Origin of the sequence: Variovorax sp. E3, assembly GCF_016082275.1 — a bacterium.
In the GTDB taxonomy this organism is placed as follows: Bacteria; Pseudomonadota; Gammaproteobacteria; order Burkholderiales; family Burkholderiaceae_C; genus Variovorax.
In genome coordinates this window covers 25,737-51,679 of sequence record NZ_MOWM01000010.1, presented here as the reverse complement: position 1 = coordinate 51,679, position 25,943 = coordinate 25,737, and the positions used below count along the sequence as shown (strand labels likewise).

20 protein-coding genes, 1 tRNA gene and 5 pseudogenes are annotated in these 25,943 nt (G+C 68.0%); 10 read left to right on the top strand and 16 right to left on the bottom strand.

Going from position 1 to position 25,943, the window contains the following annotated elements; all coding sequences use genetic code 11:
• Nucleotide 1 precedes the first annotated feature (1 nt).
• The 3 genes from BMG07_RS06095 to BMG07_RS06085 all read right to left on the bottom strand — a co-directional run bounded on the left by BMG07_RS06095 (nt 2) and on the right by BMG07_RS06085 (nt 1,889).
• Complete coding sequence (locus tag BMG07_RS06095; RefSeq protein WP_269758703.1) at nt 2–709, bottom strand: ABC transporter substrate-binding protein; 708 nt, start codon at nt 707–709, stop codon at nt 2–4.
• Nucleotides 625–1,044, bottom strand: a complete 420-nt coding sequence (locus BMG07_RS06090; protein ID WP_198083800.1) for a hypothetical protein — start codon at nt 1,042–1,044, stop codon at nt 625–627. Before BMG07_RS06090 ends, BMG07_RS06095 begins: the two co-directional genes overlap by 85 nt.
• 119 nt (nt 1,045–1,163) lie before the next feature.
• Complete coding sequence (locus tag BMG07_RS06085; protein ID WP_269758702.1) at nt 1,164–1,889, bottom strand: GntR family transcriptional regulator; 726 nt, start codon at nt 1,887–1,889, stop codon at nt 1,164–1,166.
• Nucleotides 1,890–2,130: 241 nt separating this feature from the next.
• On the opposite strand from BMG07_RS06085, the gene BMG07_RS06080 reads away from it, so the two are divergent.
• From BMG07_RS06080 to BMG07_RS06070, 3 genes and pseudogenes are all read left to right on the top strand, one after another.
• On the top strand, nt 2,131–3,081 hold the full coding sequence (locus BMG07_RS06080) for a hypothetical protein (protein WP_198083798.1): 951 nt from the start codon (nt 2,131–2,133) through the stop codon (nt 3,079–3,081).
• A gap of 53 nt (nt 3,082–3,134) precedes the next feature.
• Nucleotides 3,135–3,965, top strand: coding sequence for an enoyl-CoA hydratase (locus BMG07_RS06075; protein ID WP_269758701.1), 831 nt, complete (start codon nt 3,135–3,137; stop codon nt 3,963–3,965).
• 63 nt (nt 3,966–4,028) lie between these two features.
• A pseudogene (locus tag BMG07_RS06070) lies at nt 4,029–5,005 on the top strand (NAD(P)H-dependent flavin oxidoreductase).
• Nucleotides 5,006–5,070: 65 nt separating this feature from the next.
• Here the strand turns inward: BMG07_RS06070 and BMG07_RS06065 are convergent.
• The 3 genes from BMG07_RS06065 to BMG07_RS06060 form a co-directional block, all read right to left on the bottom strand.
• Nucleotides 5,071–6,024, bottom strand: coding sequence for a D-alanyl-D-alanine carboxypeptidase family protein (locus BMG07_RS06065; protein WP_269758700.1), 954 nt, complete (start codon nt 6,022–6,024; stop codon nt 5,071–5,073).
• Nucleotides 6,025–6,029: 5 nt separating this feature from the next.
• Nucleotides 6,030–6,317 (bottom strand): hypothetical protein, encoded by a 288-nt coding sequence (locus BMG07_RS41585; RefSeq protein WP_269758699.1) that lies wholly within the window; start codon nt 6,315–6,317, stop codon nt 6,030–6,032.
• Between the two features lie 267 nt (nt 6,318–6,584).
• The gene (locus BMG07_RS06060) at nt 6,585–7,211 is read right to left on the bottom strand and encodes a Crp/Fnr family transcriptional regulator (RefSeq protein WP_269758698.1); all 627 of its coding nucleotides are present in this window, start codon (nt 7,209–7,211) and stop codon (nt 6,585–6,587) included.
• A gap of 273 nt (nt 7,212–7,484) precedes the next feature.
• Between BMG07_RS06060 and BMG07_RS06055 the strand changes: the two genes are divergently transcribed.
• From BMG07_RS06055 to BMG07_RS06025, 7 genes and pseudogenes are all read left to right on the top strand, one after another.
• Complete coding sequence (locus BMG07_RS06055; RefSeq protein WP_198083797.1) at nt 7,485–8,546, top strand: porin; 1,062 nt, start codon at nt 7,485–7,487, stop codon at nt 8,544–8,546.
• 36 nt (nt 8,547–8,582) lie between these two features.
• A pseudogene (locus BMG07_RS06050) lies at nt 8,583–10,693 on the top strand (acetate--CoA ligase family protein).
• 22 nt (nt 10,694–10,715) lie between these two features.
• Nucleotides 10,716–11,705: a tripartite tricarboxylate transporter substrate binding protein gene (locus BMG07_RS06045; RefSeq protein ID WP_198083796.1), complete on the top strand. Its 990-nt coding sequence runs from the start codon at nt 10,716–10,718 to the stop codon at nt 11,703–11,705.
• A gap of 57 nt (nt 11,706–11,762) precedes the next feature.
• Nucleotides 11,763–13,150 (top strand): annotated as a pseudogene (locus tag BMG07_RS44010) (DUF1254 domain-containing protein).
• 3 nt (nt 13,151–13,153) lie between these two features.
• On the top strand, nt 13,154–14,503 hold the full coding sequence (locus BMG07_RS06035; protein WP_374221239.1) for a DUF1254 domain-containing protein: 1,350 nt from the start codon (nt 13,154–13,156) through the stop codon (nt 14,501–14,503).
• Nucleotides 14,500–15,773 (top strand): annotated as a pseudogene (locus tag BMG07_RS06030) (alkyl sulfatase dimerization domain-containing protein). Before BMG07_RS06035 ends, BMG07_RS06030 begins: the two are co-directional and overlap by 4 nt.
• Nucleotides 15,774–15,799: 26 nt before the next feature.
• Nucleotides 15,800–16,795 carry a tripartite tricarboxylate transporter substrate binding protein gene (locus BMG07_RS06025; RefSeq protein ID WP_198083795.1) on the top strand — a complete coding sequence of 332 codons (996 nt, stop codon included), beginning with the start codon at nt 15,800–15,802 and terminating at the stop codon, nt 16,793–16,795.
• Between the two features lie 491 nt (nt 16,796–17,286).
• On the opposite strand, the gene BMG07_RS06020 is transcribed toward BMG07_RS06025, so the two are convergent.
• From BMG07_RS06020 to BMG07_RS05975, 10 genes and pseudogenes are all read right to left on the bottom strand, one after another.
• Nucleotides 17,287–17,363 (bottom strand) — tRNA-Pro (locus tag BMG07_RS06020).
• A gap of 26 nt (nt 17,364–17,389) precedes the next feature.
• On the bottom strand, nt 17,390–17,869 hold the full coding sequence (locus BMG07_RS06015; protein WP_198083794.1) for a MerR family transcriptional regulator: 480 nt from the start codon (nt 17,867–17,869) through the stop codon (nt 17,390–17,392).
• A 68-nt stretch (nt 17,870–17,937) separates the two neighbouring features.
• Nucleotides 17,938–18,320 (bottom strand): annotated as a pseudogene (locus BMG07_RS06010) (integration host factor subunit alpha).
• 5 nt (nt 18,321–18,325) lie between these two features.
• Complete coding sequence (pheT, locus tag BMG07_RS06005) at nt 18,326–20,767, bottom strand: phenylalanine--tRNA ligase subunit beta (protein WP_198083793.1); 2,442 nt, start codon at nt 20,765–20,767, stop codon at nt 18,326–18,328.
• Between the two features lie 44 nt (nt 20,768–20,811).
• Nucleotides 20,812–21,888 (bottom strand): phenylalanine--tRNA ligase subunit alpha, encoded by a 1,077-nt coding sequence (pheS, locus tag BMG07_RS06000; protein WP_198083792.1) that lies wholly within the window; start codon nt 21,886–21,888, stop codon nt 20,812–20,814.
• Nucleotides 21,889–22,000: 112 nt separating this feature from the next.
• Nucleotides 22,001–22,360, bottom strand: coding sequence for a 50S ribosomal protein L20 (rplT, locus tag BMG07_RS05995; protein WP_007832499.1), 360 nt, complete (start codon nt 22,358–22,360; stop codon nt 22,001–22,003).
• 24 nt (nt 22,361–22,384) lie between these two features.
• Nucleotides 22,385–22,588, bottom strand: coding sequence for a 50S ribosomal protein L35 (gene rpmI, locus BMG07_RS05990; RefSeq protein ID WP_007832497.1), 204 nt, complete (start codon nt 22,586–22,588; stop codon nt 22,385–22,387).
• 156 nt (nt 22,589–22,744) lie between these two features.
• Complete coding sequence (gene infC / locus BMG07_RS05985; protein WP_198083848.1) at nt 22,745–23,365, bottom strand: translation initiation factor IF-3; 621 nt, start codon at nt 23,363–23,365, stop codon at nt 22,745–22,747.
• Nucleotides 23,366–23,466: 101 nt separating this feature from the next.
• Complete coding sequence (gene thrS, locus BMG07_RS05980) at nt 23,467–25,374, bottom strand: threonine--tRNA ligase (RefSeq protein WP_198083791.1); 1,908 nt, start codon at nt 25,372–25,374, stop codon at nt 23,467–23,469.
• Nucleotides 25,375–25,591: 217 nt separating this feature from the next.
• The gene (locus BMG07_RS05975) at nt 25,592–25,903 is read right to left on the bottom strand and encodes a putative quinol monooxygenase (RefSeq protein WP_198083790.1); all 312 of its coding nucleotides are present in this window, start codon (nt 25,901–25,903) and stop codon (nt 25,592–25,594) included.
• Nucleotides 25,904–25,943 lie beyond the last annotated feature (40 nt).

Genomic DNA, 25,943 nt, shown 5'->3' with positions numbered 1-25,943 from the left:
GTCAGGCCGCCATCTTGGCGACGAAGCTCGAGTCGACCAGCCCGCCCATGTCCTTGGGCATGGCGGTGATCTGGCCCGACTCGAACAGAAACTGCGCCTGGGTCTGCAACGTCTTGAGCACGCCCGTGTCTTTCTCGCCGGGCTTGCCCATCCACCGGCTGCTGGCCTGTTCGCTGGCGGGCACGGGGTAGAAGGTGTTGAGCGAGCGCATCACCGTCGCTTCATCGACATTCAGGAACCTTGTCATGGTCTCGACCACGTCCTTCGGGTCTTCCTTGAAGCCGCGCGCGATGCGCTCGTAGTCCTTGAGAAACGCCAGCACCAGGTCCGGCGACTTCTGCTTGAACTCGTCGCGCACCAGCAGGCCGTCGAAGATCAGCAGGCTCTGGCGATTCAGGTCGCCGGTCTTGAAGATGATCTTGCCGCCGTCGTCGGTCAGGCGCGGCAGCACGGGCACCCAGATGTAGCTCGCGTCGATGTCGCGGCGCTGCCAGGCGGAGACGATCTGGTCGGCGCGCATGTTGATGAGCTGCACGTCGCCCAGGCCCAGGCCCGCGAACTTGAGCGCGGCCACGGCCGCGAAGTGCACCGAGGTGTTGAACGGCAGGCCGATCTTCTTGCCCTTCAGGCCGGCCACGCTCGTGATGCCCGAGTTGCCCTGCACCACCAGGCATTCGCTGTCCACGATGTTCTTGTAGACGTACACCATCGAGGCCTTGAGCCCGTTGGCGTAGCCACCATCATCGGGCTGGAGCCGATGTTGCACATGTCCAGGCTGCCGCCGGCCATGGCCGAGATCACCTCGGAGCCCGCGCGCACCGTCACGAAGTCGCTGCTGACGCCCTGCCCGAATGTCCTGGGCGTCAGGTTCTTCGCGCGGATGTAGTTCTGCGCATCGATGGCCCCGAAGGTGCCGAGCTTCACCGAGCGCGACTGCGCGAACGCGGGGCCGGCGCTGCCCAGCAAGGCGCCGCCGGCGGAGGACGCCAGCAGCATGTGGGCGGCGGTCAGATGGAACTCGCGGCGAGAGAGATTCAGCTTCATGGGCACGGCCTTTCCTGAGACGAAGGAAGAACGGAACCCACCGCCTGGCGGGTCTGGCCGCAGTTTAGAAGCGCTTGAATATATTCAAAATGCTCCAAAACCCGCCCATGGGGCGAATCTCAGGGTTTGAGCAGGCGAATCAGGAAGCGGGAGCCGTGCGCCAGGTCGTCGCGCATGGCCTGCCCGAGGGCGTCGCCGTCGCGCCGCCGCAGCGCGTCCATGGCGACCAGATGAGTCTCGTGCCCGGTCAGGCTGCCGCAGTACTGGGGAAACAGCAGGTTGAGCGTGGGGCCGACGCGCAGCCACAGGCTTTCGATGATGCGGATCAAGATAGGCTGGCCCGACGCTCGATATATTGAGAGGTGAAAATCCGAATTTCGCATCAGCGTCTGGTGCGCGTCGCCGGCCTGGATCGCGACAAGGTGCGCCTGCATCACAGCCTCGAGCCGTTCGATCTCATCATGGGAGATTCGCGGTGCAGCCTCCTTGGCGGCCAGGCATTCGAGCTCCATCCGGATCTTGAGGATCTCGCGGTAGGTCTCGACACCCAACCGGGGGACGCGGATGGTGCGGCCATTGACCACCTCCAGCCCATGCTCCACCACCAGCCGTTGCACCGCCTCGCGCACCGGCGTCAGGCTCACGCCGAAGTCTTCGGCCACCCCGCGCACCGTCAGCACCTGTTCGGGCAGCAGCGCGCCGGTCATCAGGGCGTGGCGCAGCTTCTGATAGGCCTGGTCGGCGAGGGTGTCGCCGCGCGCGCCTTGCCAGTCATCCAGGACGAACACCGAGGCATCCTGCGCGACGGCAGCCGCTGCGGGACGTTTGGACGGACGGCTGGGCATCGAAGGCGACTTGGGCATGGAGGAAGGCATCGGGGCGCGGTGGAGGCGGTTGAATATACTCTGCCCGGATTGCTGCGCCTCGGACCTCGACCGCGCATCGCATCTCGAGTGGCATGACGCAATCGCGCGGCCGGCCAACCCCTCTCCGGGCCCCTGTGACGTTGGCGACAACCGCCGCCGCCGAGCTTTGGCACCATCGCTGCATCGCCCGCCCGGGCTTCACGGCAGTTGCAATCCCTCCATGACTTCGCCCTTCCCCACAACCTCGCTCGAGCTTTGCGGCCCGCTGCGCCAGCCGCGCCAGATGCTGGCCCAGCAGAAGTACGACGGCCACAAGTCCATTCACGACGACGCCATGGCCGAGGGGCTGGGCCTGCGGGCGGGGCCGATCGAAGGGCCGACGCATTTCAGCCAGTTCGATCCCCTGCTGTTCCAGGTGTTCGGGCAGGCCTGGTTCGAGTCCGGCTGCATCAGCGCGCACTACCAGAACATGGTGGTCGAGGGTGAGTCCGTGCGCGCCTTCGTCGAGCGGCCCGCACCGGGCGCCAGCTTCGTGCGCCTGCGCGCCGAGAAGGCCGACGGCACGCCGGTGCTGCAAGGCACGGCCTCGGTGGGCGATGCGGCCTCGCATCCGCACGAGCTCCAGCAGCGCATCGCCAAGCTCCGGGCACCCAACGGGCTGGTGATCAACCGCGACCTCAAGGTGGGCCAGCGCGGCGCGGTCGTCGAGAAGATCCGCATGGGCTTCGACCAGCACATGGGCGACCACTACCCGTTCACGCTGGCCGACAAGCTCGCGGTCATTACCGAGCCGTGCGACTGGTATACGCCCGAAGGCGGCAAGCGCTCGCCGTGGGGGCGCGCCATCATCCCGACCGAGATGATCAGCGTGCTGCTGGGCTCCACCAGCGCCGAGGCCCAGCTCGGCGGGCGCACGCCCGCGGTGGGCCTTTTCGCCGGGCAGGAGATCCGGCTGGTGAAGGGCCCGCTGTTCGTCGACGCCGACTACGAACTCGAGCGCGAGATCATCGCGTTGAGCGAGAGCGCGCGCACCGAGTCCGTGTGGATACGCACCAAGGTCTACGAGATGCCGTCGCGCACGTTGGTGGCCGAGATGATCCTGAACGGCGCGACGATGAAGGCCTCGTACCCCCGCTACGAGGCCGAGGCCCGCGAGCTGGGCCTGGCCTGACCGAGCCGGCGGCAACAGCCGCCCACGATTTCCTTCACGAGACAAGCCTCTTCATGACGCAATCCATCGACATCGACACCGGCACGCCCCACCTCCTCGCCTCGCTCGACGCAGGCGTTCTCACGCTGACCTTGAACCGGCCCGATGCGCGCAACGCGATGTCGCTCGCGATGAACCAGGCGCTGGAGGCGCAGCTGGCCGCGGCCGAACTCGACACGCGGGTGCGCTGCATCGTGCTGACCGGCGCGGGCCAAGGCTTCTGCGCCGGCGGCGACGTCAAGGGCATGGCGGCGGCCGGCGACGGCACGGTCGGCGCCCTGACCATCGACCAGGCGATCCACCGCCAGCGGGCCAACCAGCGCGGCACGGCCGGCAGGCTGTTCAAGATGCCCAAGCCGACGATCGCGGCCCTGCCCGGCCCCGCCGCCGGGGCGGGCCTGTCGTTGGCACTGGCCTGCGACCTGCGCATCATGGCCAGCACCGCGATCATGACCACGGCCTTCGCGCGCGTGGGCTTCTCGGGCGACTACGGCGGCACCTACTTCATGACGCAGCTCATCGGCGCGGCCAAGGCGCGTGAGCTCTATCTGCTGTCGCCCCGCGTGAGCGCCGAGGAAGCGCTGAAGCTGGGCCTGGCGAACTGGGTCTGCGCACCGCAGGAGCTGGCCGAACGCACCACGCAGATCGCGCGCAGCCTGGCGAGCGGCCCGACCGTGGCCTACCGCTACATGAAGGAAAACCTGAACCGCGCGATGGCCGGCGACGTCGACGATTGCCTCGACCTCGAGGCCACGCACCACGTGCACTGCGGCCAGACCGAAGACCACCGGGAAGCCAGCCGCGCCTTCGTGGAAAAGCGCGAGCCCGTGTTCCGGGGCCGCTGAGCCGCCGCGCAAACATTCCCGCATTCCCGCATTCCCGCATTCCATCCTCCAGAGGCAGACTCCATGAAGACACGCATCACCGAACTGTTCGGCATCGAGCACCCCATCATCCAGGGCGGCATGCACTACGTCGGCTTCGCCGAGCTGGCGGCGGCCGTCTCCACGCCGGCGGCCTGGGCATCATCACCGGGCTCACGCAGCGCACGCCCGAGCTGCTCGCGCAGGAGATCGCGCGCTGCCGCGAAATGACCGACAAGCCCTTCGGCGTCAACCTCACCTTCCTGCCGACCGTGAGCTCGCCCGACTACCCGGGCTACATCCGCGCCATCCTCGATGGCGGCATCAAGGCAGTGGAAACCGCGGGCAACAACCCGCAGAAGTGGCTGCCGGCGCTGCACGAGGCCGGCGTGAAGGTGATCCACAAGTGCACGTCGGTGCGCCACGCGCTGAAGGCCGAGTCGATCGGCTGCGACGCCGTGAGCGTCGACGGCTTCGAATGCGGCGGCCATCCGGGCGAGGACGACGTGCCGAACTTCATCCTGCTGCCGCGCGCGGCCGAAGAACTGAAGATCCCGTTCGTCGCCTCGGGCGGTATGGCCGACGGCCGCTCGCTGGTGGCGGCGCTGGCCCTCGGGGCCGAGGGCATGAACATGGGCACGCGCTTCATCGCGACCCGGGAGGCCCCGGTGCACGAGAACGTCAAGCAGGCCATCGTGGCGGCGAGCGAGCTCGACACGCGCCTTGTCATGCGCCCGCTGCGCAACACCGAGCGCGTGCTGAAGAACGCTGCCGTGGAGCGGCTGATCGAGAAGGAGCGCGCGCTGGGCGCGGCGCTGAAGTTCGACGACATCATCGAAGAGGTCGCGGGCGTCTATCCGAAGATCATGCGCGAAGGCGCGATGGACGCGGGCGCGTGGTCGTGCGGCATGGTCGCCGGGCTGATCAACGACGTGCCGACGGTCAAGCAACTGATCGACCGCATCATGCGGGAGGCCGAAGAGATCATCGGCCAGCGCCTGGCGCGCTTCGCTGCCCGCTGAGAGTCAGGCGACGCAATCGAGGCACAGGCAGGGCGCGGGCGCACCCTGCTCCGCCCTGCGAAGCCTTACTTGCCGAACAAGCCGGCCGCGCGCTGCCACGTGCGCAGCATGAAGCCCGCGCGCTCCACGTCGGCCTGCGCCACCAGCGGTGCCTCGCCCACGGGCTTGCCGTTCGACTCCGCCACGACCTTGCCGATCACCGTGCCCTTGGTCACGGGCGCTTCCAGGTCCGGCTTGATCTGCGCAGTGGTGGTCACCTTCTGGCCGCGCGGCACCGTCACCGTCCAGGGCGTTGCCAGGCCCGCGGCAACCGTGTCCGCCCTGCCGAAGCGGATCTTGGTCGTCGTGACGACCGCGTTGGGCTGAACGGGGGTCGCCTGCTCGAAGTTGGCGTACCCCCAACCGAGCAGCGTGCGGGTCTGGTCGGCACGGGCCTGCGCGCTGTTGGTGTTGAGAATCACCGTGATCAGGCGCATGCCGTTGCGCTTGGACGAAGTCACGAGGCAGAAGCCCGCGTCCTGCGTGTGGCCAGTCTTCAGGCCGTCGACCGTGGGGTCGGTGTAGAGCAAGGCGTTGCGATTGCCCTGCTTGATTCCGTTGTACTTGAACTCACGCTCCGCGTAGATGGGGTAGTAGTCGGAGCTGTCGCGGATGATCGCGCGCGCCAGAATGGCCAGGTCGCGCGCGGACGACTTGTGCGCGGGATCGGGCAGGCCCGTGGCGTTCACGAAATTCGTGTGCGTCATGCCCAGGCGCTGGGCTTCGGCATTCATGAGCTTGGCAAAGCCCTGCTCGGAGCCCGCCATGTGCTCGGCGATGGCCTTGGACGCATCGTTGCCCGACTGCACGATGATGCCGCGCAGGATGTCGATCACCGTGGCCTGGCTGTTCAGCGGCAGGTACATGCACGACTCGGTGCTCGAGCCGCGGCACCAGGCGTTCTCGCTGACCGAAACGAGCTCGTCCTTCTTGAGCTTGCCCGAGCGCAGCGCCTGCTCGACCAGGAAGCTGGTCATCATCTTGGTCAGCGCGCCGGCGGCAGCGCTTCGTCGGGGTTGGCCGAGGCCAGCACCTCGCCCGATTCGAAGTCCATCAACAACCACGCCTTGGCGGCCAGCGCAGGCGCGCCGCCAGCAACGGCGGATTCCCCGGCCAGGGGCGCCGCGGCGGGCGCGGCAGCGGCGGCCTTCTTGTGGGCTGCAGGCTTGGCGGCATGCCCGGCCGCGAAAGCCACTGAAGCGGGAACCAGGGCGCTCGTGGCGATTGCGAAGGCGAGAGGAAGGACGGAAGAAGTCTTGAATTGCATGGGCATGAGGGAGCGGAATATAGGTTCTGGCGAGTCAGGCGGGCTTGAATGTGCAGGGGAAGACCAAGATTCGCAGCACAAGTTCAGCGATCAGGTGCGCATTCTGTCTTGCTGAGCGCCAACGCCGACGTCAGGAAGCGCAGCGTACCTGAGCCAGAGGCGGGCCAGAGACAAGTTGCCAACCGTAACACCCTTGCCTTTCGCCATAGGGAAGGCATGGCACCGGCACGTCGTTGTTCACAGCGCCCGAGCCTGTATTGGCCCTGAGGCGGCTCAGGTGCCCGCCGCAATGCGCGCCAGCCGCTGGGCATCGACGATGCGAATGCGCTTGTAGCGCATGTCGATGGCGCCTTCGTCCACCAGGCGCCCCAGTTCCTTGTTGATGGTCTGGCGCGACAGCCCCAGCATGGCCGCCAGGTCGTTCTGCGAGAGGCGCACCAGCGGCAAGCCGTCGCCCTCCGGCGTCGGCTGGCTCTGCCCGCTGTAGAAGTGGACCAGGCTCATCAACGTGGCGGCCACGCGCCCGTGGATCGAGTTGAGCATCTGGTTCTGCAGCAGCACGATGCTCAGGCGCTGGCGCTGCAGGCCCAGCTTGGCCACGTCGCGCCACAGCACGGGCTCGGCATCGAGCACCGCGATCACGGCGTCGCAGGGCAGGTGGACGATCACCGAGTCTTCGTGCGCGTGGTAGTCGTAGGGCAGCGGCACGTCTTCCAGCAGGCGCACCAGCGGCGCCACCTGCCCCGGCCCGAGCAATGCGTTGACGTACTTGCGCCCGTGGCTGCTCATGCTGCTGATTTCCAGGCAGCCCGACACCACCACCAGCAGTTCGCGCCGGTGGCGGTCATGCGCCAGCACCTGCGTGCGCCGGCCGTAGCGCTCCAGGCGCGCCGACTTCATGAGGTCGGCGCGGCGCGCGTCGGGCCAGCGCGAGAACAGCTCGTTCCAGCGCAGCGCGCGCTCGAGCAGCGCAGCGCTCTCCTCGGCGTTTCGTGGGGTGGAGGGGGTCGATCGGGTCAGCGGGTTCTCCCTGCCGTGATGTTCATGAATCTGTCAAAGCGTTGACAGATTCGAGGGGCCGTCGTTTCTATCGTAAGCACCGGACATCGACAAGCACACAAGCGGCACCGCCATGCATCCGCATGCGGCAAGCCCCACCGGAGACAAGACCTCATGAAGAAGACAGTTGCCGCCGCCCTTGCGCTGGCGGCCTCCTCGCTCACGCTGGCGCAGAGCAGCGTGAGCATCTACGGCACGGTCGACCTGTACATGGCGTTCGCCAAGTCGGGCATCACCTCGTCGAAGCGACTCGAAGACGGCGGCCAAACCGCCTCGCGCCTGGGTTTTCGCGGCGTCGAAGACCTCGGGGGCGGGCTCAGCGCGCACTTCACGCTCGAGAGCGGCTTTGCGCCCGACACCGGCAACGGCACGCTGCCCGGGCCCGCCATGTCGTTCAGCCGGCAGTCCTACGTCGGCCTCTCGGGGCCGTGGGGGCAGATCGATGCGGGCCGCATGTACACGCCGATGTTCTACACGCTGTTCAAGGCCGACCCGTACGGCGTGAACTCGGTGTTCTCGCCGATCAACCTGGTGGCCGCCACCGACGCGCAGCCCGGGCTCACGCCCTTCGCGGCGCGCGCCAGCAACATGGTGCGCTACCGCACGCCGGCCAGCAGCGACTTCTTCGCCGACGTGGCCTACGCACCGGGCGAATCGAGCGCGCCGAGCCACCAGAGCGGCAACTTCTACGGCGCCAGCATGGGCTGGTCGCGCAAGCCTTACTACATCGCCTATGCGTTCCAGCGCGCGCGCTCGGGCTCCGCAGCGGCGCCCGTGGCCGAACCGGCCACCTCCACCTACCAGGCGCTGAGCGGCGCGTACGAGTTGCCCGACATCGGGCTGCAGTTCTACGGCAACTACGTGCGCAACACGTCGAGCCTGCCGCGCGTTCCCGCGGCCAGGCTCGCGAGCCTGGGCCTCACCTACAACGTGACCCCGGCATCGAACCTGATGTTCGAGGCCATGCAGCGCAAGGTCGACGACACCGAGCGTTCGCAGTTGGGCTGGACGCTGGGCTACGACTACTACCTGAGCAAGCGCACCGTGCTCTACGCGCGCTGGCTGCGCCTGCTTAACCGGCACGGCGCCTCGGCCACGCTCGCGACCATCCCGGTCGCGCCCGACAGCGGCAACGGCGTGCGCGTCATCGCCACGGGCATTCGCCACAACTTCTGAGCCCCCTTCCCCATCTCACCACTTCCAGATTTCTCCATGGATTTCTTCACCTCGCAGGCCGAATCGCTGTCGGCCCTGTTCGCCCCGCGCTCCATCGCGGTGGTCGGCGCCTCGTCCAACCCCCAGAAGATCGGCGGCATTCCGGTCGACTACCAGCGCCGCTTCGGCTTCGACGGCGCGCTCTATCCGGTCAACCCCAACGCCGGGCGCGTGCAGGAGCTGCCCGCCTGGCCCAGCCTGCGCGCCATCGGGCAGCCGGTGGACCTGGCCATTCTTTCCGTGCCCGCCGCGCTGGTCGACAGCGCGCTCGACGACGCCATTGCCGCGAAGGTGAAAGGGGTGGTGCTGTTCTCGTCGGGCTTTGCCGAGACCGGCGCCGAAGGCGTGGCCGCGCAGGCGCGCATCGGCGACAAGGCGCGCGCGGCCGGCGTGCGGCTCATCGGCCCCAACTGCCTGGCTTCATGAACATTGCGCGCAACGTCTACGCCACCTTCTCGCCCGCGCCCGGCGTGGGCCGCGTGGCGGCCGGGCGCATCGGGCTGGTGAGCCAGTCGGGGGCCTTCGGGGCGTATGCGTATTCGATGGCGCGAGCGCGCGGCGTGGGCCTGTCGCTGTGGGCCACCACCGGCAACGAGGCCGACGTGCAGTTCGCCGACTGCCTGGCGTGGCTTGCGCAAGACCCGGCCACCGACGTGATCATGGGCTACATGGAAGGTTGCCGCGACGGCCCGCGCCTGCGCGCGGCACTGGCCCTGGCGCAGGCCCACGGCAAGCCGGTGGTCATGGTGAAGGTCGGCAGCACGGCGCTGGGCGCGCAGGCCGCGGCCTCGCACACGGCGGCGCTCGCGGGCGACGACGCGGTGTACGACGCCGTGTTCCGGCAGTACGGCGTGCTGCGCGCGCGCAACCTCACCGAGTTCTTCGACCTGGCACACAGCGCGGCCGTGGCGGGCCGCCCGCGTGACCGCTCGATCGGCCTGTTCACGCTCTCGGGCGGCGTGGGCGCGCTGATGGCCGACGAAGCCTCGGCCCAAGGCCTCGACGTGCGCCCGCTGAGCGACGCCGCGCAGGACACGCTGCGCGGCTGGGTGCCGTTCGCGGCGCCGCGCAACCCGGTCGACATCACCGGGCAGGTCACCAACGACATGAGCCTGCTGGCGCGCAGCGCCCGCGTGATGCTCGACGACCGTGGCTTCGCTTCGTGGATGGGCTTCCTGGCCGCCGCCGGCGCGTCGGACGCGTTCTGGCCCGTGCTGCGCGACCTGGTGGCTTCGCTGCGCGCGGCCTACCCGGACACGCTGCTGGCCATCAGCACGCTGCTGGCACCGGAGCGCCGCGCCGAGCTGGAAGCCATGCGCTGCCTGGTGTTCTCCGACCCGTCGGACGGCATCCGCACCATCGCCGCGCTGGCGGGGCTGAAGCCGGCCGGCGCGGCATCGATTGCGCCCGCGCCGACGGCGCAGCCGTTCAGGCTCTCGCCCGGCACGCTGTCGGAGCCTGACGCGCTCGCGCTGCTCGCGCAGGCTGGCGTGCCCGTGGTCGCGCACCGCGTGGTGCGCAGCGCCGACGAGGCGGCCGCCGCGGCAGAGGCGCTCGGCGATGCGGTGGTGGTGAAGATCGTGAGCGCGGACATTCCCCACAAGTCGGACGTCGGCGGCGTGGCGCTCGGGCTGCGCGGCGCGGCGCAGGCGCGCGCGGCCTTCGAGCGCACACGCGACCACGCCCTGAGCGCGCGGCCCGATGCACGGCTCGGCGGCGCCCTGGTGGCCCGCATGCTGGCGGGCGGCGTCGAGTGCATCGCGGGCGTGCACCGCGACCCGGTGTTCGGCCCGGTGCTGATGTTCGGCCTGGGCGGCATCCACGTCGAGACGCTGCGCGACGTGTCGCTGCGCGCGCTGCCGATCTCGCGCAACGACGCGCTGGCCATGGTGCGCGAACTGCGGGCCTTCGCCATATTGGACGGCGCGCGCGGCCGGGCGCCGGTCGACCTCGAATCGATTGCCGATGCGCTGTGCGCGCTCGCCGGTTTCGCGCTGCGCGCCGGCGATTCGCTCGACAGCGCCGAGATCAATCCGCTGATCGCGCGGCCCGCGGCCGACGGCGGCTGCGTGGCGGTCGACGCGCTGGTCGTCGGCCGCGCCCCATGAACAACCACGGGAGACAGATCGCATGAAGACATCGATGACATTGCCGCGCGTGTTCGCGCTTGTGCTCGGGTTGGCGCTCGCCGCCACCGGTGCGTGGGCGCAGGCGCCCTTTCCGTCCAAGCCGCTGCGCATCGTGGTGCAGTACCAGGCGGGCGGCTCCACCGACATCCTCGCGCGCATCGTGGCCGAGGGCCTGTCGAAGCGGCTGGGCCAGCCGGTGGTGGTCGAGAACCGCAGCGGCGCGGGCGGCATCATCGGCACCGACTACGTCGCCAAGAGCGCGCCCGACGGCTACACGCTGCTGCTGACGGTGCCCGGCCCCGTCACCGCGAACATGGTGCTCTACAGCAAGCTGCCGTACGACCCGCGCATCGACCTGCGCATGGTGTCGGACATTGCCACCACGCGCACCGTGCTGGCGGTGCACCCGTCCGTTCCCGCGACGGACTTCAAGCGCCTGATCGCCGCGGTGAAGGCCGCGCCCGGCAAGTACACGATGGGCTCGTGGGGCCCGGGCACGCAGCCGCACCAGATCCAGGTCTACATGGACCGCGCCTACGGCCTGCAGACGCTGCACGTGCCCTACAAGGGCGAGAGCCCGATGGCGGTGGACCTGATCGGCGGCGTCATCAACATGACCGTGGGATCGATCACCACGCTGCAGCCGTACATCGCGGCCGGCAAGCTGCGCGCGCTGGCGGTCGTCGGACCCCGCCGCGCCAGGACGCTGCCCGATGTGCCGACCTTTGCCGAGCAAGGCTACGCCGACGAGGTGTACGCGCTCACCGGGCCGACCTCGCTGATGGCGCCCGCGCAGACGCCCGACGCGGTGGTCGAGCGGCTCGGTCGCGAGGTCAGCGCGGTGATCCACCAGCCGGAGGTCGCCAGGCGCATCGAGGAGCTCGGCGCCGAGCCCGTCGGCAACCTGCCGGCCGAGGCCACCGCGGCCTACAAGGCCTTTCTTCCCGTGACGCTGCGGCTCACGCAGGCCACGGGCGTGAAGCTCGACTGAGCGCCCGCCATTCGCCATTTGCATCCCTCCATGAATTCCAGCCAAGAGGTTTTTCCCATGAATGCTCCCGACCCCCAACTCGCCGTTGCACTTGCGCGCAAGGCGCTGGCCCGCTGCGTCGGCCTGGCCGCCTTCGTCTACGGCTACCCGCTCACGGAGACCTACCGCACCTGCGCCCTGCAGACCGCGCCGCGGGCCGAGCGCCGCGCCGGTGCCTCGCACGGCTCGGACGTGCGCGCGCCGCTGAACACGCTGCACCACGCGCCGCGCCCCTCCACCGACGAAGACCGCGACGTGGTCACGCCGGCCAACGACCTGCTCTACACCATCGCATGGGTGCATCTGGCCCACGGACCGATGCTGCTGACCGTGCCCGCGTCGGCGCGCCATCCGGGCCGCTACTTCGTGCTGCCGCTGTACGACGCCTACACCGAGAACTTCGAGAACCTGGGCCCGCGCAACTGCAACCCCGAGGGCGAGACCGTGGTGCTCGTGGGCCCCGGCGGCACCGTGCCCGAAGCGCTTGCCGGCCACCGCGTGGTGCATTGCTCGACCGATCTCGTCTGGCTCATCGGCCGCATCCTGGTCGGCGACGAAAGCGACTGGCCGGCGGCCCGCGCCCTGCAGTCCGAGATCCGGCTGGCGCCCGCGCCCGGCACGACGCCGCAAGGGCGCCCCGCCGCCATCGAATATTGGGCCGGTCCGCCCGTGGATGCCATGGCCGCCGCCTTCGAGAACGGCGAGCCGCCCGCGCAGGTGGCGGCGCGCTTCTTCACCAACATGTGCCATGCGCTCGCCGAGGCGCCGGGCCGGGTGGAAGACCGGGCCCTGGTGGCCTGGTTCGGCCAGGCCGGGCTGCGGCCGGACGCCGCTTTTTCCTGGGAGTCGCTGGACGAGCCCGCGCGCGAAGGCCTGGTCGAAGGCTTTGCCGAAGGCGTGCAACTGGTCGGGGCCGCAGGCCGCAACCGGCGCCCCAAGCCCTGGTCGATGCGCCCGCGACGGGGCGCTACGGCAGCGAGTTCCTGGGCCGCGCGCGCACGGCCTACCTGGGGCTGGGCGCGCTCGCCACCAGCGAGGCCGTCTACGCCGCGGCGCACCACGACGCCCTGCAGGCGCCGCTGGACGGCCGGCACCATTACGCGATGCGCTTCGAGGCCGACGACATGCCGCCGGCCGACGCCTTCTGGTCGGTCACGCTCTATGGCAGCGACCGTTTCCTGTACCCCAACGCGATGCGCCGCCACGCGATCGGCGACCGCACGCCCGGGCTGAAGCGCGGCGCCGACGGCAGCCTGGAGTTGGTGCTGAGCCACGCGCGACCGGACGACACCGCCAACTGGCTGCCCGCGCCGGCCGGGCGCTTCTACCTGATCCTGCGGATGTACCACCCGCAAGAAGGCGTGCAGAGCTGGCGCATTCCGGCGCTGCAGGCAAGCAAGGACTGAACGATGCAAGCGATGATCGAAACAGAAAACGAACTGCGCGCGCTGGCCGAAGAGGCCGTCGTCCATGCCTACCCGCTCTACGAAATGGCGCGCATGCGCGCAGCCACCTCGCCGCAGCGCACCGACACCGCCGGCGAGGCGTCCAGGCCGCTTCGCTGGTGCAACGTGTTCACGCACGCACGGCAACTGCTGGGCCCCGGCAAGAGCCGCGTCGTGACACCGAACCACGACACGCTCTACACCAACGCCTGGCTCGACCTGGGCGACGGCCCGCTGGTGATCGACGTGCCCGACACGGCCGGGCGCTACTACGTGCTGGGCCTGCTCGACTTCTACACGAACCCCTTCGCGCACCTCGGCCAGCGGCTCACGGGCACGGCGGCACGTTCGTTCCTCGTCACGCCGCCGGGCTGGCGCGGCGAGCTGCCGTCTGCCTTTCGCGAGGCCGGCGCGCATGTCGAGGCGCCGACGCGCTGGCTGTGGGTGATCGGCCGCATCCTGGTCGACGGGCCGCACGACGTGCCAGCGGTCAATGCGCTGCAGGACGGCTTCGTCGTTCGCACGTTGTCCGACTGGCAGGCGGGCAGGCCGTCGGCACCCAGGCGCTTCGACCCCGCCTGCGATCCGAAGGCGCCGCTGACAGCCGCGCACTTCGCGGCGCAAGTGAACCGTGCGTTGCGCGAGAACCCCCCGCCCGCCGGCGAGGCCGCATCGGTCGCGCGCTTTGCCCCGCTGGGGTTCGGCCCCGATGCCGATGCGGACGCGCTCGACGACATGCAACGCACCACGCTTCAGGACGCGCTCGACGCGGTGCTGCCCCGGTTGCGCGAGGCGCAGTCGGGCACCACCACGGCCACCGGCTGGGTGCAGATGCCGCTGGTCGAAGGCAGCTTCGGCGACGACCACCTGGCGCGCGCGCTGGTCGCGCTCAAGTACATCGGCATGCTCGAAAGCCGCGAGGCGACCTATCCGCTCGCGTGGCGCGACGCAGCCGGCCGCACGCTCAACGGCAGCCACCGCTACACGCTGCGCTTCGCGCCCGGCGCGATGCCGCCGGTCGACGCCTTCTGGTCGCTGACCATGTACGACAGCCGCGACTACATGCTGGTGGCCAACCCCATCGACCGCTATGCCATCGGCGACCGAACACCGGCGCTGCGGCACGACGCCGACGGCGGCCTGACGCTGCACATCCAGCACGCGCGCCCCGAAGGCGAAGCCGCGCAGGCCAACTGGCTGCCCGCGCCCGAAGGCGATTTCTATCTGTGCCTGCGGGCCTACATGCCCCGCGCGGAAATGCTGGACGGGCGCTATGCGCTGCCCGCCGTGGTGCGCAACGGGGAGGTGGCATGAACACGACCACGAACACGACCGCCAGCACGGAGCAGGAGAAGCCCTTCCTCATCGTCGGCACCGGCACCGAGACGGTCGCGCCGGGGCTGCACATCCTGCGCGGGCAGGGGCAGTCCTTCGTGGCCGAGACCGACGTCGGCCTCGTGGTGATCGATGCCGGACCGGGCGGCCCGGTGACGCAGGGCATGATCGATGCGGTGCGCGCGCTCAGCGACGCGCCGCTGCATGCGCTGTGCTACAGCCACGGCCACGTGGGCTACAACGCCGGCGTGCCGATGTGGCTTGCGCACGCGGCGCAGCGCGGCGATGCGCCGCCGCGCGTCATTGCGCACCGCAACGTGCCGCGCCGCTATGCGCGCTACCACGAGACCGAGGCGCTGCAGCACCGCATGGCCGAGATCCAGTTCAACCGCCCCGCGGGTTTCTTCGACCGGCGGCTGGCCATGCACGCGCCGACCGAGACCTTCGACGACCGGCTGCAGATCGGCAGCGGAGAAAGCCGCATCGAGCTGCGCTGGGCGCCCTCGGAAACCGACGACGCTCTTGCGCTGTGGAGCCCGTCGCAGCGCGTGCTCTATGGCGGCGCGGCGCTGATCGACTCGATTCCCAACATCGGCACGCCGTTTCGCACGATGCGCGACACGGTGCGCTGGGCCGACACGCTCGACGCGCTCGCGGCGCTCGGCGCGCGCAAGGCGGTGCGCGAGTTCGGCGCCACGCTCGAGGGCGAGGCGCAGGTGCGGCACGTGCTCACGCACACGGCGCGCGCGCTGCGCTGGCTGCGCGCCGAAGTCGTGCGACTCATGAACGAAGGGCTCAACGAGCGCGAGACGCTGGCGCGCATCCGCTTTCCCGAAGAACTGTTCGGCGTCGAGTGGATGAAGCCCACGTATGGCGACCCCGGCTACATCGTGCGCGACATCTATCGCTCCGAGAACGGCTGGTGGGACCGCAACCCGACCTCGCTGCACCCGGAGGCGCCCGAAGCCATCGGCCAGGCCGTTGCGGACGCCATCACCGACAAGCGCGGCGTGATCGCGCAGGCCGCAGCACTGGCGCGGGAAGGCCGCTGGCAGCTCGCGCTGCACGTGATCGACCTGCTGGCCACCGCACGCGGCGACGCCCCCGAACTCGTGGAGGCGCGCTCGCTCAAGGCCGAATGCTTCGCCAGCGCGCACGGCAGGTGCCCAGCTACGTGTCGCGCAACCTGTACCGCGTGAGCGCCGACATGATCGAGCAAGGCGCGCAGGGCCGCTTCGGTATTCAATGATTCGATTTCGCAGGAGACAAGAAACCATGACAACACCAAAGCTCCGGCACCCGTTACGCGCGCTGGCCGGCGCCCTGCTCGCCGCCAGCCTGGCCCTCGCCGGCCATGCACAGGGCGCCGACGCCTACCCCGACAAGCCGGTGACGCTGGTGGTGCCCACGGCGGCGGCGGGCGGCACCGACACCATCGCGCGGCTGGTCGCCGATGCGCTCGGCAAGACGTTCAAGCAGACCTTCATCATCGACAACCGGCCGGGGGCCAACGGCATCCTCGGCACCGACCTGGTGGCGCGCGGCAACCCCGACGGCTACCGGTTGCTGTTCACCTATGCCGCGGCGATGGTGGTCAACCCCAGCCTCTACAGGAAGCTGCCGTACGACCCGCTGAAAGACTTTGCGCCGGTGGCGCAGATCGGGCGCGGCGGCAACCTGCTGCTGGTGCGCAACGACCTGCCGGTGAAGTCGCTCAAGGAGTTCGTCGCCTACGCCAAGGCGCGCCCCGACAAGCTCAGCTACTGTTCGTGGGGCAACGGCTCGGGCGGCCACCTGGCGATGGAAAGCCTGAAGAAGCAGGCCGGCCTGGTGATGATGCATGTGCCCTACAAGGGCAGCGGCCCGTGCGTGCAGGACCTGCTGGGCGGGCAGGTGGACGCGGCCTTCGCCGACATGTCTTCCACCGTCGAACTCGTGCGCGCCGGCCGCCTGAAGGCCCTGGCCAACAGCGGCCCCTCGCGCATCCCGATGCTGCCCGACGTGCCGACCATGACCGAGTCCGGCTACCCCTTCACCACCTACGCCTGGTACGGCCTGCTGGCCCCCGCGAAGACGCCGCCCGACATCGTGAAGAAGCTCAACGAGGCGGTGAACCACGTGCTCAAAGACCCGGCCGTGGTGCAGCGCCTGCGCGAGCTCAACTTCACCGACCTGCCGCAGAACACGCCCGAGCAGTTCGCCGCGACGATCCGCAAGGACCTGCACGACTGGGGCGCGCTGGTGAAGGACATCGGGCTGACGCCCGAGTGACGGAACCCCGCCTGCATCGAAGTAGCCGGGGCTGCGCCTGCGATCTCAGGGCCGCCAGTTGCGCCGCTCGGCAGGCGTCAACACCGCTTTCTGTGCCTCGCTCAAGGCCCGGTCGCCGACCACCTGGATCGCGCTGCAAGCGTCATAGCCCACGGGCCGCTCGCGCGCACCGCCGTTGCGAGATGATGGAGCCGGTGCGCAGGCCGACGATGCCTCCCTGCACCGCGTAGAAGCGCGACGGCGCCTGGCCCGTGACGCTCTAGCCCGAAGCCGGGGGCGACACGAAACCGAACAGCGGATAGCTCTGGGCGGTGGCGTTGGGCAGGGAGCTGCCCGACACCAGCACCGAAGGCGCGATCGCGTCGGGGTGGACGTTGGTGATGCGAAGCGGCCCGTACCAGACCGCCTGGCCTGCCGTTGGCCGCCGCCGCGCGCAAAGAAAAACGGCCTAGGTCTTGTGGACCTAGGCCGTTGATTTCGTTTCTTGTTTTTGGTCGGTGTGAAAGGATTCGAACCTTCGACCCCTTGCACCCCATGCAAGTGCGCTACCAGGCTGCGCCACACACCGAAGCTCTCGATTATAGCTATGAAAATTCAGTGTCCGACGGTCAACAGCTCACGAATTTCAAAGAGTTCGCGCCGCAGATGCAACAACTGCGACAGGTCGACCGTTTTCGCGGCAGCCGAAGCAGCAGCAACGCCCGTGGTCGCCGGCGTGTCCTGCACCACGGCCGCATCGAATTCTTCCTGGTCGATCTCGATGGCCTCCATGCCGTCGAGCGGCACTTCGCCGGCCTTGCGGCGGTCGCGCTCGCCCTGCACCAGCTCCTGCAGCTTGTTGCGCGCGCCGCTGATGGTGAAGCCCTGGTCGTAGAGCAGGTCGCGGATGCGTCGGATCATCAGCACCTCGTGGTGCTGGTAATAGCGGCGGTTGCCGCGGCGCTTCATGGGGCGCAGTTGCGTGAACTCCTGCTCCCAATAGCGCAGCACGTGCGGCTTGACGCCGCAGAGCTCGCCGACCTCACCGATGGTGAAGTAGCGTTTGACAGGAATCGGCGGGAGCGTTTTCTCCATTGAAATCAAGACTGTGCGCGGGAAACCTGAGAGATTACTCTACGCGAGCGCACAGCGCCAAGCACTATTCACTCGGCGGCGCCCAGGCTCCATTCGACTTCGGTCGTGCCGCTGCCTTGCTGCGGCTCGATGCTGCCGTGAATCTGCTCCTTGAGCTTGGCGCTTGCATGGAACGTGGCCACGCGTCGCTCGCCGATCGGAATGCTTCGCCGGTGCGCGGGTTGCGGCCCGGGCGCGGCGCCTTCACGCGGATCTGGAAGTTGCCGAAGCCCGAGATCTTCACGTCCGTGCCTTCGATGAGGCTGTTGGCCACGAGCTCGAAGAACGCCTCGACCATGTCCTTGGACTCACGCTTGTTCAGGCCGATCTGCTCGAACAGCAAATCGGCCAGGTGCGCCTTGGTGAGCGCTGGCGTTTCCAGAGCCTCGAGCGTGAATTCGGCAGCGTTCATTCTCATCATCCCCTCAAGCGGCCGCCGAGCTTGGCGCCCAATTGTTCGACGATCGCGCGGACGGCGGGCTCGACCTGCTCGTCCGTCAAGGTGGCGCTGTCGCTCTGGAAGCTCAGGCGCACAGCCATGCTCTTCTCGCCTTGCGCCAGGGCGCCGGGCGCCGCCACCGCACCGTCGCGCAGCGGCTGCGGACGGTAGATGTCGAACAGCGTCGCGTCGCGCAGCAGGCCCTGTGCGGCGGTGGCCGCGCGAATGGTCTGCATCAGCGCGTCGTGCGTGACGGCCTCGGCCACGACGACGGCGATGTCGCGCTCCACGGCCTGGTGCTTGGGCACCGGCTGCGCCACGGGCACGGGGCGCGCGGTCACGGCGTCGAGGTCGAGTTCGAACAGCACGGGTGCCTGGGCAAAGTCCCACTTCTGGCGCCAGCGCGGATGCAGCTCGCCGACGAAGCCGATGGCCTTGCCGTCGACCAGCACGCGCGCCGAACGGCCCGGGTGCAGCGCGGGATGCTCGGCCGCCTCGAAGCTCGGCACCAGCGGTGCGAGCAGCGCCTCGACGTCGCCCTTGACGTCGTAGAAATCGATGCGCTCGGGCTTGCCGTCCCAGCGCGCTTCGTCGGCGTCGCCCCACGCCAGGCCCGCCACGCGCATCGGCTGGTGAACGCCGCGCACGGTGCTGTCGGTGGTGGCCACGCCGTCATCGCGCAGGTAGACGCGGCCCAGCTCGAACACGCGCACGCGCGGTGCCTTGCGGTCCAGGTTGAACTTGAGCACCTGCAGCAGCGAGCCCAGCAGCGACGAGCGCATCACGCTCATCTGGCTGGCGATGGGGTTCAGCAGCTTGATCGGGTTGGCGTTGCCGGCCAGGTCTTGCTCCCAGTGCGCCTCGACGAAGCTGAAGTTGATCGTTTCCTGGTAGCCCAGCGCCGCCACGCTGCGGCGCACCGCGAAACGGCCGCGCTGCGCCTCGGGCCGCACGCGGGCCGTGATGGGCGCGAGCGGCGCGGTGGTCGGCAGGTTGTTGAAGCCGATCAGGCGCGCGACTTCTTCGATCAGGTCTTCCTCGATCAGCAGGTCGAAGCGGTGCGGCGGGGGCGTGACGGTCAGCGTGCCTTCGCCTTCGGTGATGGCAAAGCCGAGCCGGTTCAGCGCGTCGGCGCATTGCGCCTGCGTCAGCGGCATGCCGATCACGCGCGCGGCACGGGCCACGCGCAGCGTGACGGGCACGGCTTTGGGCACGTGCAGCGTCTGGTCGTCCATCTGGCCGGCCTGGCCGCCGCAGATTTCGACGACCAGTTGCGTGATGCGCTCGATGATCTGCACGGTGCGGCTCGGGTCGACGCCGCGCTCGTAGCGGTGACCCGCATCGGTCGAGAAGTTGAAGCGGCGCGAACGGCCCTGCACGGCGGCGGGCCACCAGAACGCGGCCTCGACGTAGATGTTGCGCGTGTCGTCGGACACCGAGGTGGCGTCGCCGCCCATGATGCCGGCGAGCGATTCGACCTCGCGGTCGTCGGCGATCACGCCGACCTTGTCGTCGACGGTGATGGTCGTGCCATTGAGCAGCTTGAGCTCTTCGCCCGCCTTGCCCCAGCGCACCGTGAGGCCGCCGTGGATCTTGTCGAGGTCGAAGATGTGGCTGGGCTGGCCGTACTCGAACATCACGTAGTTCGAGATGTCGACCAGCGGCGTCACGCTGCGCTGGCCGCAGCGCGCGAGGCGCTCGACCATCCAGGCGGGCGTGGCGACCTTGGTGTCCACGCCGCGCACGATGCGGCCCGAGAAACGGCCGCAGAGCTCGGGCGCCTCGACCTTCACTGGCAGCACGTCGGTGAACGACGTGGCCACCGGCGCGATGGCCGGCGTCTTCAGGGGTGCGCCGGTGAGCGCGGCGAGTTCGCGCGCCACGCCGTACACGCTGAGACCGTGCGCCAGGTTGGGCGTGAGCTTGAGCGTGAGCAGCGCGTCGTCGAGCTTGAGCACGTCGCGCACGTCGGCGCCGATGGGCGCGTCGGCGTCGAGCTCGAGCAGGCCGCCGTGGTCTTCGCTGAGCTTCAGCTCGCGGGCCGAGCACAGCATGCCCTGGCTCTCGACGCCGCGCAGCTGACCCAGCTTGATGAGGAAGGGCTTGCCGTCTTCACCCGGCGGCAGTTCAGCGCCGACCAGCGCGCACGGCACCTTGATGCCGACGCGCGCATTGGGCGCGCCGCACACGATGTTGAGCAAGGCGCCCTGCCCCGCGTCGACCTGGCACACGCGCAGGCGGTCGGCGTTCGGGTGCTGCACGGCTTCCTTGATTTCGCCGACCACGATGCGCGTGAAAGGCGGCGCGACCGGACGGCGCTCTTCGACCTCGAAGCCGCCCATGGTGAGCGTTTCGGCCAGGGTGGCGCTGTCGATGGGCGGGTTGCAGAACTCGCGCAGCCAGGATTCCGGGAATTGCATCTCTTCGATCTCGATCTGGTTTTTCTATCTGTGTACGGGAAGGCTTACTGGAACTGCGAGAGAAAACGCAGGTCGCCGTCGAAGAACAGGCGCAGGTCGTTCACACCGTAGCGCAGCATGGTGAGCCGGTCGGGGCCCATGCCGAAGGCAAAGCCGATGTAGCGCTCGGGGTCCAGGCCCATGTTGCGCACCACGTTCGGATGCACCTGGCCCGAGCCCGACACTTCGAGCCAGCGGCCGGCCAGCGGGCCGCTCGCGAACTGGATGTCGATCTCGGCGCTGGGCTCGGTGAACGGGAAGAAGCTGGGGCGAAAGCGCAGCACGAGGTCGTCGCGCTCGAAGAAGGTGCGGCAGAAGTCGGTGAAGACGACCTTCAGGTCCTTGAAGCTCACGTTCTCGCCGAGCCACAGGCCTTCGCACTGGTGGAACATGGGCGAGTGGGTAGCGTCGCTGTCGACACGGTAGGTGCGGCCCGGCGCGATCACGCGGATCTCGGGCGCCTTCACGGTGCCGGTGGTGTCGGCGGCAGCGGCCGCGAACTCGGCGGCGTACTTCTTGATGTGCTGGTGCGCGTAGCGGACCTGCATCGGGCTGGTGTGCGGACGCAGGTTGTAGGGAATGCCGTCGTCGCCGTTCATGTCGACGTAGAAGGTGTCCTGCATCGAACGCGCGGGGTGGTTCGGCGGGTTGTTGAGCGAGGTGAAGCTGTGCCAGTCGCTCTCGATCTCAGGGCCGTCGGCCACGTCGAAGCCCATGCTCGAGAAGATCTCCTCGATGCGCTCCAGCGTGCGGCTCACGGGGTGCAGGCCGCCCGGAATGCGGCGGCGGCCGGGCAGGCTCACGTCGAGCGCTTCGGCGCGCAGCTGCAGCGAGAGTTCTTCGTCGGCCAGTTGCTGGCGCCGGTCGGTCAGCGCGGCCTCGATGGCCTGCTTGCCGACGTTGATCGCGGCGCCGCGGGACTTCTTCTCTTCGACACTCAGCGCGGCCATGCCCTTCATCAGCTCGGTGATGCGGCCCGACTTGCCAAGGAACTGGGCCTTGGCGTTTTCGAGCTCTGCGGGCGTTTTCGCTTCGGCGAAGGCGGCGCGTGCGGTGTCGACCAGGGAGTCCAACTCGTTCATAGCAACAAAAATCTTCGAGGGGAAATAAAAAAGAGCTGGAGCCTTTTCAAGCGCCAGCCCTTGAGCCGTGGGCGCAGGAAGCCGCCCGAAGGCAGCAGCCTGCTGTGCAGAATCAAGCAGCCAGCTTGGCCTTGACCTGCTCCACGATGCCGGCAAAAGCGGCCTTGTCGTGCACGGCGATGTCCGCCAGCATCTTGCGGTCGATCTCGATACCGGCCTTGCGGATGCCGTTGGCGAACTGGCTGTAGGTCAGGCCCAGTTCACGCGAGGCGGCGTTGATACGCGCGATCCACAGCTGACGGAACACGCGCTTCTTGGTACGGCGGTCACGGTAGGCGTATTGGCCTGCCTTCATCACCGCCTGTTTGGCGACGCGGAAGACATTGCCGCGGCGACCGCGGAAACCCTTGGCGAGTGCGAGAACTTTCTTGTGGCGGGCGCGAGCCGTTACACCACGTTTGACGCGAGGCATGTGTTTTCTCCTTGTTCGTCTGAATTAAATGCCACGGCCGGGCAGCATGGCAGCGACCGAAACCATGTTGGTCTCGTGCACTGCGACTGCACCACGCAGGTGACGCTTGTTCTTGGTGGTCTTCTTCGTCAAGATGTGACGCTTGAAGGCTTGACCGCGCTTGACGGTGCCACCGGGACGAACGCGGAAACGTTTTTTCGCGCTGCTCTTGGTCTTCATTTTGGGCATATGAATGCTCCTTTAGTTTGTGCTCGTGAGGCGCCATGGAAACTCCACGGACTTGTTGGCCCCGAGACACTTCTTTATCCCGCCCCTGCCTGCCCTTCTTGCGAAGCGCCGGCAAAGGCGAAACCCTTCAAAACCTCTCTACTGCAATCGTGCCGGTCAGGCCGTTGCGGGCGTTGCCGCCGGCGCGGCGTCTGCCGCCGGCTTCGGCGCACCGCCACCAGCCTTCTTGCGGCCCGGCGCGATCATCATGATCATCTGGCGGCCTTCGAGCTTCGGGAACTGCTCGACCATGATCAGGTCGCCCAGCTCGTCGCGAATGCGCTGCAGCAGTGCCAGACCCAGCTCCTGGTGCGTGATCTCGCGGCCACGGAAGCGCAGCGTGATCTTGCATTTGTCGCCGTCTTCAAGAAAGCGCTTGATGTTGCGCATCTTGATGTTGTAGTCGCCGTCGTCGGTACCGGGGCGGAACTTGATTTCCTTGACCTCGATGACCTTCTGCTTGGACTTCGCCTCGGCCGCCTTCTTCTGCTCGTGGTACTTGAACTTGCCGTACTCGATCAGGCGACACACCGGTGGGTTGGCCGCCGCGACGACCTCCACCAGATCCACGTCCTGCTCACCAGCGAGGCGCAAGGCCTCCGCAAGACTCACAACACCCAAGGGCTCGTTCTCAGGGCCGATCAGGCGAACTTCCGGGGCCATGATTTCCCGGTTCAGGCGGTGTTGGCGTTCCTCGCGGTGGCGGCGGTCGCGAAATGCAGTAGCGATGGTCAGAATCCTTCAAAATTTGCTACAAAATCTGTAGCGAACGCCGGTCAGTCCTCGCGGACAAGCGGCACGATTTGGCTGGGAAACATATGGGGTGTTTCAGAGGCAAATCAACGCTTGTCAGCAACATCCTGGACGAGCCGTTGTGCGAACGATTCGAGGGACATTGCACCGAGGTCTTGATTTCCCCGGGCGCGCACTGCGACGGCACCTGCTTCCTTCTCTTTGTCGCCTACGACAACGATGTAAGGGAGCTTTTGCAACGAATGCTTCCGTATTTTATACGTAATCTTTTCGTTGTGCAGATCAAGCTGGACCCTAAGCCCTTGATTTTGCAGCGTTTTCGCAACTTGCGCAGCGTAATCGGCCTGTCCTTCGCTGATATTGAGCACCGCAACCTGCACCGGAGCGAGCCATGCGGGCATCGCGCCGGAGTGGTGTTCGATCAGCATGCCGATGAAGCGCTCCAGGCTGCCGACGATCGCGCGGTGCAGCATCACGGGGTGCGCGCGGCCGCTCGATTCCGTCACGTATTCGCCGCCCAGGCGCTCGGCCGTGTTGAAGTCGACCTGCATCGTGCCGCACTGCCACTGGCGCCCGATGGCGTCGCGCAGCGTGTATTCGATCTTGGGGCCGTAGAAGGCACCGTCGCCGGGCGAGATGACGAAGTCGACACCCGAGCGGCGCAGCGATTCCATCACCGCATGCTCGGCCTTGTCCCACAGCTCGTCGGAGCCCACGCGGTTCTCGGGGCGCGTGGCGACCTTGTAGAGGATGTCCGTGAAGCCGAAGTCGGCATAGACCTTCTGCAGCTGCGCCGTGTAGGCGATGCACTCGTCCAGGATCTGGTCTTCCGTGCAGAAGATGTGGCCGTCGTCCTGCGTGAAGCCGCGCACGCGCATGATGCCGTGCAGCGCGCCGCTGGGCTCGTTGCGGTGGCACTGGCCGAACTCGCCGTAGCGCAGCGGCAGGTCGCGGTAGCTGCGCAGATCGCTCTTGAAGATCAGGACGTGGCCCGGGCAGTTCATCGGCTTGAGCGCGTACTCGCGCTTCTCCGATTCCGTCGTGAACATGTTGTCGCGGTAGTTCTGCCAGTGGCCCGTTTTCTCCCACAGGCTCTTGTCCAGGATCTGCGGGCCCTTCACTTCCCAGTAGCCCGTGTCGCGATAGATGCCGCGCATGTACTGCTCGACCTGCTGCCAGATCGCCCAGCCCTTGGGGTGCCAGAACACCACGCCCGGCGCCACTTCGTCGATGTGGAACAGGTCGAGCTCCTTGCCCAGCCGGCGGTGGTCGCGCTTCTCGGCTTCCTCGATGCGCTGGATGTACTGGTCCAGCTGCTTCTTGTCGGCCCAGGCCGTGCCGTAGATGCGCTGCAGCTGCTCGTTCTTGGCATCGCCGCGCCAGTAGGCGCCGGCCAGCTTCGTGAGCTTGAAGACCTTCAGGAAGCGCGTGTTCGGCACGTGCGGGCCGCGGCACATGTCGACGTATTCCTGGTGGTAGTACAGGCCCATGGCCTGCTCGTCGGGCATGTCGTCGACCAGGCGCAGCTTGTAGTCCTCGCCGCGCGACTTGAAGACCTCGATCACTTCGGCGCGCGGCGTCACCTTCTTGACCACGTCGTAGTCCTGCGCGATCAGCTCGCGCATGCGCGCCTCGATGGCGGCCATGTCCTCGGGCGTGAACGGGCGCTCGAACGAGATGTCGTAGTAGAAGCCCTCGTCGATCACGGGCCCGATCACCATCTTGGCCGTCGGATAGAGCTGCTTGACCGCGTGGCCGACCAGGTGGGCCGTCGAGTGGCGGATGATCTCCAGGCCCTCGTCGTCCTTGGGCGTGATGATCTGCAGCTTGGCGTCGTGGTCGATGACGTCGCTGGCATCGACGAGCTTGCCGTCGACCTTGCCGGCCACCGTCATCTTGGCCAGGCCGGGGCCGATGGACTGGGCCACTTCGGCCACCGAAACCGGGCCGGGGAACTCGCGGCGCGAGTTGTCGGGGAGCGTGATCTGGATCATGTGAAAACCTCGGGGAGAAAAACAAAAAAGCGCGGTGGAAGACCGCGCTTTGCTTGGTTGTAGAGCTGGCAGAAACCAGCGTGCGCGGGGCTACCGGCCTTTTCCTTCAGTGAAGAAAAAGCCGCTGAATCCTTGCGGAGTAGTTCGCGGTGTCATAACCAAGATGCCTTTCTCGCTCTTGTTGAGTGCAGAGTCCGCGATTCTAGCCGCTGCCCGCTCAGGCCGTGGGCCCTGTGTTCTTCAGCCCCAACACCTCGATCGGCTCGATCGACGGCGCCGTGGCGAACAGTTCGGGCGCCTTCGCCATCAGCGCCTGGGCGATCGGGCCGCTCAGGTGGGCCTGGCGCCCGGCTTCGTCCTCGAACGCGTCGAACACGCCGAAGGTGCTCGGCGACAGGCGCAGCGCGAACCAGATCGGCGTGGTCTTTTCTTCACGCGCCATCGCAAGGCCGGCCTCGAGAAACTTCGCGACATCGTCTTCCTTGCCCGGCTTGGCTCCGAGGCGGGCGAACAGTGCGTACTTGATCATGGTCATCTCCTGGGTTGAACGGCGCGCGACATTGCGTGGC